Consider the following 6,819-nt stretch of genomic DNA (forward strand, 5'->3'; position numbering starts at 1 on the left):
TTGAAAGAAGATAATAAAATATGCGACCAGCCCGCGCCCGTAAGAACATTGTTGCTCCGGCTTCATGGGATGAAATCCCGTGCGGCGACTACTACCGTGCCGCGCTTGAGCAACAACTGCAACCCTGGTGGGGGAAACTGTACGGTTTTCACCTGCTGAAAATCGGCGCATTAAGTGCCGAACTCAACGCCGAAGCCTGTCCTATCTCGCATCAGGTGAATTTTGCCTCGCAGGGTGAAGGGCTGCATGTCAGGGGCGATCCCTATTATTTACCGTTTGCCGCGAAATCCGTGGATGCCTGCCTGCTCAGCCATACGTTGGCCTATGCCGAAGACCCTCACCGCATTCTGCGTGAAGTGGATCGGGTACTTATCGATGACGGCTGGATAGTGCTGAGCAACTTTAATCCGCTGAGTCTGTTGGGGCTTGGCAAGCTGATGCCATTTTTTCGCAAACGTCAGCCCTACACCAGCCGCCTGTTTACTCAGATGCGTCTGCTCGACTGGCTTTCATTATTAAATTACGAAGTGATGGTTCACCGGCGCTTTCATGTGCTGCCGTGGAAAAAGAACGGTGGGAAACTGCTGAGCACGCATTTGCCCGCGCTGGGCTGTATGACGCTGATCATCGCCCGCAAGCGCACCTTCCCGCTGACGCCAACCGCCAAAAAGGTGCCTGCGCACAAGCAGAAAATCCCGCAGGCCGTCGGTGCGACCCGGAATTATCGAAAAGATCATCGGGACTAAGTAAGGCAGGCGTTAACGGGCGGGCGGAGATCAGATGAGGCGAAACGCAGAATGAGCGGCGCGCAGCCGCTTACTTCTCTGCCTGATACCCGACATCTTCCAGCGTCGGATTGCCCGCCGCTTCTTTTGCCAGTACGTCACAGCGTTCGTTTTCCGGGTGACCGGCATGGCCTTTTACCCACATCCAGTTCAGCTGATGCGTCTGAATGGCAGCGTCGAGACGCTTCCACAAATCGACGTTTTTCACCGGCTTCTTATCTGCTGTTTTCCAGCCGCGCTTTTTCCAGTTGTGGATCCAAGTGGTAATCCCCTGGCGCACATACTGGCTGTCGGTGCTGAGCGTCACTTCACAAGGCGTGGAAAGCGCTTCGAGCGCCACAATGGCCGCCATCATTTCCATGCGGTTATTGGTGGTCAGCCGGAAACCGGCGCTGAACTCTTTTTCGTGTTGCTTGTAGCGTAAAATCGCACCGAAACCGCCGGGGCCGGGATTGCCCAGGCAGGAGCCGTCGGTGAAAATTTCTACCTGTTTGGTCATCTCTGGTAGACTCTTCCATCAAATGTAAAAGCCAAGTCTGACATAAACGAGCGCTGCGAGCACTGCAATATGATTTCTTCTCCTACCAGACAGATTGTTCTCGATACCGAAACCACCGGTATGAACAAACTCGGCGTCCATTACGAAGGACACCGGATTATTGAAATCGGTGCCGTTGAGGTGGTAAACCGCCGCCTGACCGGCCGCAATTTCCACGTTTATCTCAAACCCGATCGCCTGATCGATCCCGAAGCCTTCGGCGTTCACGGCATCAGTGACGAATTCCTGGCGGATAAGCCGACGTTTGCCGACATCGCCGACGATTTTATTGAGTACATTCGCGGCGGCGAACTCGTCATTCATAACGCGACGTTCGATATCGGCTTTATGGATTACGAATTCGACATGCTCGGACGTAATCTGCCGAAAACGGAGACATTCTGTAAGATTACCGACAGTCTGGCGATGGCGCGTAAGCTGTTTCCCGGCAAGCGTAATAACCTCGATGCGCTAAGCGATCGCTACCTGATTGATAACAGCAAACGAACGCTGCACGGCGCACTGCTTGACTCCGAAATTCTGGCTGAAGTTTATCTGATGATGACCGGCGGCCAGACCAGCATCAAGTTCACCCACGAGGGTGAGCAAAATACGGGTGCTGACGGGCAGGGGATCCAGCGGATTAAACGCCCGGCGTCGGGGCTGAAAGTCATTAACGCCAGCGAGCAGGAGCTGACGTGGCATGAAGAGCGTCTGGATTTGGTGGTGAAAAAGGGCGGCAGTTGCCTCTGGCGTTCCTGAGCCCTCATTTTATGGTCGTTGCACTTAAAATACGCAGGATGCAGAAAAACTGTGCAGTCGGTTGAAAACGAGAGGAAAAGCATTGACGCGATGGCGCTGATTCCTTAATATCCGCTCCGTTCTTAACCAGAACAAAACGCGGAGCGGTAGTTCAGTTGGTTAGAATACCTGCCTGTCACGCAGGGGGTCGCGGGTTCGAGCCCCGTCCGTTCCGCCACTATTCAGAAGCCCTGAGTGAGAAATCACTCAGGGCTTCGTCGTTTCTGCCGTCCTGGCAATGTTCCTTCCTTACCGGTCTTATTATTCCGCTTCGGTTTTCAGGTAGCCCATCTCGCCGCTGGTCACGCGATCGTTGCGGGCGATAAAGCGATAACAGCCGCCGGAAAGCAACGCGCCAATAAACCAGCTGAAGTTCGCCACCTGATGCAGGCTCGGCGTAAAGCTGATGAGCAGACCAATCACCACGGCGGGCACCAGCGCGGCGATGGCTTTCGGGTTAAATCCGTTGCGGTACCAGTAACGGCCCGACGGCGTGGCGTTGAACAGCGCATCGACATCCATCTGGCCGCGTTTGATCAGGTAATAATCCACCAGCAAAATCCCGAACAGCGGCCCGATGAATGCGCCCAGTACGTCCAGCGTGTAGTGGATGAGTTCTGGTGACTGGAACAGGTTCCACGGTGTCAGCAATACGGAACCGACAGCAGCGATCATCCCGCCGGTGCGGAAGCTGATTTTCTGCGGTGAGCAGTTAGAAAAGTCGAAGGCCGGCGACACAAAGTTTGCCACGATGTTAATGCCGATGGTGGCGATAATCATCGTCAGCAAGCCCAGAGCCACGGCAACGCTGTTACCCACGCGGCTGACGGTTTCGATGGGATCGGTGATCATCTGGCCGAACAGAGATTGTGTACCAGAGACGATCACCACGGTCACAATGGAGAACAGCAGGAAGTTAAACGGCAGACCCCAGCGGTTACCGCGACGGATTTCACTCATGCTTTTGCCGTAGCGTGAGAAGTCGCCGAAGTTCAGCAGCGGGCCGGAGAAGTAGGAGACGACCAGCGCGGTGGCGGTCAGCATTTCCCAGCCCTGCTGGCCAACGGTCAGCGTTTTGGTGGAAAGCGTGAACGAGATATTGCTCAGGCCAGTTTTATACAGGATCCAACCCGCGAGCATCAGCATCACGACATACACCGCCGGGCCTGCCACATCGATGAAGCGTTTGATGGCGCTCATCCCGTGCCAGAACACCATCGCCTGCAATACCCACATAATGCCGAAACAGATCCAGCCCAGCGCCGACAGACCCAGCCAGTGCGGCACGGTCAAAGGCGTGATCGACGGAAAGAATTTGAGCAACACCAGCATCAGTGCGCTGGCCGCCAGATAGGTCTGAATGCCGTACCAGGCGAACGCAATCAGTCCGCGAATAACCGCCGGAATGTTCGCGCCAAACACGCCGAATGCCTGACGGCAAATCACGGCGTAGGGCACACCGGCCTGCTGGCTCGGCTTCGCGACCAGGTTTGCACAAATCTGCACGATACAAATCCCGCATAACAGACACAGCAACACCTGCCAGCTGGTCAGGCCGAGCGTGAAGAAACTCGCCGCGACGACATATCCGCCCATGCTGTGCACATCAGACATCCAGAAAGAAAAGATATTGTACCAGCTCCAGTTTTGATGACGCGTTGGCGCTAAATCATCATTACACAGGCGCGGGCTGTAATAAGGCTTGATGATCCCGGCGCTCTGTTCAGAGGACGCCGTGGCGGAGGTGATCTCCTGATTTGGCATAAATCGTGCTCCTGTCATAAACAACATGTGAAAGTCGGAAGCCGGATCCCGGCTGCCAAAAGATGAAAGCAGTCACAGGAGCACTGCACGAATCAGGCCAAATTTCACTTTTTGTATACAAAAAATCTATTTCATGTATACGATTAATACACGAACGGTATACGGAGTAACGGCAATGACCAGTTGGAACGGGCTGAATACGGCCTATTTTACCGAGGATAAGGACGACCACATTTATAACGCGCTGGTGAAATCGATTGTTGAGCACCAGCTGTTACCTGGCAGCAAATTGCCGGAAGAAGCGTTGGCGGAGGTATTTTCCGTGAGCCGCACCGGCATCCGACGTGTGTTGCAACGCCTTGCCGCAGTGCAACTGGTGACGATCTTGCCCAAGCGTGGTGCGCACGTGACGACGCCGGATGCGGAAGAATCCCGCGACGTGTTCGCCACCCGAAAAATTCTTGAATGTGCCAATCTGCCGCTGGTGATCGCCCGCTGTCAGTCCACGCATCTGGTGGCAATGAAAAAACTGGTGCAGGAAGAAAAGCGCGCCCACGAAGCGCGCGACGGTGCGGCCGCGATCCGTCTTTCTGCTGCTTTCCACGTTCAGCTTCAGGCCATTTCCGGCAATAGAGTCCTGACCGAATCGGTCTCTCAGCTGACGTTACGATCCTCTCTGGCGATCGCCGCCTGGGGCGCGCCGTGGCAGCAGGGCTGTCGTTGTCATGATCATGACGATCTTCTCGAACTGCTGAAAAAGCGCGATATCGCCGCGCTGACCGAAAGCATGGCGCATCATTTCGACAGCATCGTCGCCAGCCTGCGTTTCGAGCAGAACAACGGACAGATGCCGGATTTCGCACAGATCTTTGCCTCCCAACGGGCGGTTAACGCGCAGGAGAAATGCTGATGTCGCGTGCGCTTTGTATACAACTTATCAACCCGAACACCAGCTGTGCGATGACTGAAGTGATGGCACAAACCGCGCGCTCGGTCGCGGCGCGGGATACACAAATTATGGCGGTGTGCCCGCAAGAAGGTGCGCCGTCGATAGAAGGGCATTTTGATGAGGCTATCGCGACGCTGGGCGTTTTACAGCAGGTGAAAGCCGGGCGTGACGCGGGCGTGGACGGCCATATTATCGCCTGTTTCGGTGACCCCGGTTTGCTGGCCGCGCGCGAGCTGGCGCGCGGTCCGGTGATTGGCATCGCGGAAGCGGCGATGCATCTGGCAACGATGCTCGCGACGCGTTTTTCCATCGTCACCACGTTGCCGCGCACACTGACCATCGCCCGTCATTTGTTACATCAGTACGGTTTCGAGCGTCACTGCGCGGCGCTGCACGCCATCGATCTGCCGGTGTTATCGCTGGAAGACGGCAGCGGGCTGGCGCAGCAGAAAGTGCGTGAGCAATGTATCGCGGCGAAAAAAACCGACGGCAGCGGGGCTATCGTGCTCGGTTGCGGTGGTATGGCCGATCTGGCGCAGGAGCTGACGCTGGAGCTGAATATTCCGGTGATCGACGGCGTCAGCGCCGCCGTCAAAATGGTGGAGTCGCTGGCGGCGTTGCGCCTGACGACCAGTAAACACGGCGATCTGGATTACCCGCTGGAGAAACCCTTGTCTGGCCGTTTTGCCGGACTGAATCTGAGAGATCATTATGTCTGAGTCTGATTATGGTTTTACCCAAGCATACCCGCGTGACCTGATCGGCTACGCCGGACGCCCGCCGCATGCCAACTGGCCCGGCAACGCCCGCATCGCGGTGCAGTTTGTCCTTAATTACGAAGAGGGCGCGGAGAATAACGTCCTGCACGGCGACGCCGGTTCCGAACAATTTCTTTCAGACATCATTGGCGCGGCCAGTTTCCCTGACCGGCATATGTCGATGGATTCGCTGTACGAATATGGCTCCCGCGCCGGGTTCTGGCGCATCCACAATGAATTCCAGAAACGCGGCCTGCCGCTGACGGTCTTCGGCGTCGCGATGGCACTGGCGCGTAACCCTGAAATCGTCAACGCGATCAAAGCGGCAGATTACGACGTTGTCAGCCATGGCTGGCGCTGGATCCACTATCAGGACATGAGCAAAGCCGAAGAGGCTGAGCACATGGAAAAAGCCATCACCGTGCTGCGTGACTTATTCGGCAAAGCGCCGCTCGGCTGGTATACCGGCCGCGACAGCCCGAATACCCGGCAGCTGGTCGCGCAGTCGGGCGGTTTCCAGTACGACAGCGATTACTACGGCGATGACCTGCCTTTCTGGACACCGGTCAAACTGGATTCCGGCGAAATCAAACAGCATCTGGTGATCCCGTACACCCTGGAAACCAACGATATGCGGTTTGCCTCCCCGCAGGGGTTCAACACCGGCGAGCAGTTTTATACCTATCTGAAAGACACGTTCGATGTGTTGTATGAAGAGGGGGAAACCTCTGCGAAGATGATGTCGATTGGGATGCACTGCCGGATACTTGGCCGTCCGGGACGGTTTCGCGCATTACAGCGGTTTCTCGATTACGTTGAATCACATGAGCGTGTTTGGGTGTGTAAGCGGCAGGAAATCGCCGACCACTGGGAGAGGGAACATCCGGCTTCGGCTTCGGCTCCGGCTCCGGCTAAAGGATAAGGTCAAGACCTTGGGGTGTTGCCCACTTTAAATTCAAGGTCAAGACCTTGGGTTGCCACCCAAACCGGCCTCAAGGGGGTCTGTCGCCACCCCCCTTGAGAATCCCGGGCTCTTTAAAACACGTGCCATGCAAACGGGCTATGTTTCAGCAGCCACCGCATTTGCCGCAAAATCCCGCCGCTGTGCGGTGCCCTCCGGTCGGGTTACAACCCGCGCCAAAACGCCGCGCGGTTTTCCACCTCTTCCTCCGGCGTGATTTTTGAAAGCGGCCAGAAGTTATTAGGTCACAACTTCACCGGCTC

7 protein-coding genes and 1 tRNA gene are annotated in these 6,819 nt (G+C 56.0%); 6 read left to right on the forward strand and 2 right to left on the reverse strand.

Annotation, left to right across the window (positions count from 1 at the left end; translation table 11 throughout):
- Positions 1-20 precede the first annotated feature (20 nt).
- Positions 21-746, forward strand: coding sequence for a class I SAM-dependent methyltransferase (locus TU92_RS20985; protein WP_112169142.1), 726 nt, complete (start codon positions 21-23; stop codon positions 744-746).
- Positions 747-816: 70 nt separating this feature from the next.
- On the opposite strand, the gene rnhA is transcribed toward TU92_RS20985, so the two are convergent.
- Positions 817-1,284, reverse strand: a complete 468-nt coding sequence (gene rnhA, locus TU92_RS20990) for a ribonuclease HI (RefSeq protein ID WP_112169144.1) — start codon at positions 1,282-1,284, stop codon at positions 817-819.
- Positions 1,285-1,353: 69 nt separating this feature from the next.
- Between rnhA and dnaQ the strand changes: the two genes are divergently transcribed.
- Positions 1,354-2,085 carry a DNA polymerase III subunit epsilon gene (gene dnaQ / locus TU92_RS20995; RefSeq protein ID WP_112169146.1) on the forward strand — a complete coding sequence of 244 codons (732 nt, stop codon included), beginning with the start codon at positions 1,354-1,356 and terminating at the stop codon, positions 2,083-2,085.
- A 140-nt stretch (positions 2,086-2,225) separates the two neighbouring features.
- Positions 2,226-2,302 (forward strand) — tRNA-Asp (locus tag TU92_RS21000).
- Between the two features lie 83 nt (positions 2,303-2,385).
- Here TU92_RS21000 and TU92_RS21005 read toward each other — a convergent pair.
- On the reverse strand, positions 2,386-3,888 hold the full coding sequence (locus TU92_RS21005) for an NCS1 family nucleobase:cation symporter-1 (protein WP_112169148.1): 1,503 nt from the start codon (positions 3,886-3,888) through the stop codon (positions 2,386-2,388).
- A 175-nt stretch (positions 3,889-4,063) separates the two neighbouring features.
- Between TU92_RS21005 and TU92_RS21010 the strand changes: the two genes are divergently transcribed.
- From TU92_RS21010 to puuE, 3 genes are read left to right on the forward strand one after another with little or no spacing between them, the layout of a single operon-like run.
- Positions 4,064-4,798 carry a GntR family transcriptional regulator gene (locus tag TU92_RS21010; protein WP_112169150.1) on the forward strand — a complete coding sequence of 245 codons (735 nt, stop codon included), beginning with the start codon at positions 4,064-4,066 and terminating at the stop codon, positions 4,796-4,798.
- A complete protein-coding gene (locus TU92_RS21015; protein ID WP_112169161.1) occupies positions 4,798-5,556 on the forward strand; it encodes an aspartate/glutamate racemase family protein in 759 nt (252 codons plus the stop codon). Before TU92_RS21010 ends, TU92_RS21015 begins: the two co-directional genes overlap by 1 nt.
- On the forward strand, positions 5,549-6,517 hold the full coding sequence (gene puuE, locus TU92_RS21020; RefSeq protein ID WP_112169152.1) for an allantoinase PuuE: 969 nt from the start codon (positions 5,549-5,551) through the stop codon (positions 6,515-6,517). Before TU92_RS21015 ends, puuE begins: the two co-directional genes overlap by 8 nt.
- The last annotated feature ends 302 nt before the right edge of the window (positions 6,518-6,819 follow it).

The organism is Rahnella inusitata, from assembly GCF_003263515.1.
GTDB classification, from domain to species: Bacteria; Pseudomonadota; Gammaproteobacteria; order Enterobacterales; family Enterobacteriaceae; genus Rahnella; species Rahnella inusitata.